1 protein-coding gene is annotated in these 626 nt (G+C 28.6%); it reads right to left on the reverse strand.

All coding sequences use genetic code 11. The features are described from left to right. Positions 1 to 478: 478 nt before the first annotated feature. On the reverse strand, positions 479 to 626 hold a 148-nt coding region (locus BST93_RS13865; protein ID WP_146105037.1), incomplete at its 5' end, for a DUF3467 domain-containing protein.

Raw genomic sequence — 626 nt, forward strand, 5'->3', positions numbered from 1 at the left:
TGTAAATGAAATAATTATCAAAAAAACAGAATAGCTTGTTCTATTCTAAGCTGCAAAAATACTTGTAACAACATCCCAATGAAGAAAAACCCAGTATTTATAGTGCTCTTTCGACAAAATTCCAATTAAAGTCGTTAAAAACACTTATGAAAAAAGTTCCATTAAAAAAACTCTGAAATACAGAAGATTAAACAAAAACTAAATTTGACATCTTTAGGATCTAGTATGTACGAAGAAAAATACTCGGTGGTTTTTAAAAAATCTAAATTTTTTAAATCTCATTTTAAGAACATCTCCTGAAAGAAAAATTTGACTAATAATGTCTAGTGTCTTTAGTATGAAATCTCTTTAAACGCTTTTAGAATAAGTGGATTTTCGACAATTCATAATCAAAAACTATTCTGTAAATAAAAAAATAAAGCCTAACTATAAAAGTTAGGCTTTAATGATAACTACGCTTTCGCGAAAGCGGAATATATTAAGCTTGTCCAGTTGGACCAAAATTTAAGGGAATAGGAGGCTGCTCATAATCCTTAATTTCACCATGCGCATTTTCAAATTTTCTAATATTATCCATAAGTGCTTGAGCTAAACGTTTAGCATGTTGTGGAGTAAGAACTATTCTT

Source organism: Nonlabens tegetincola (assembly GCF_002954355.1).
GTDB lineage: Bacteria > Bacteroidota > Bacteroidia > Flavobacteriales > Flavobacteriaceae > Nonlabens > Nonlabens tegetincola.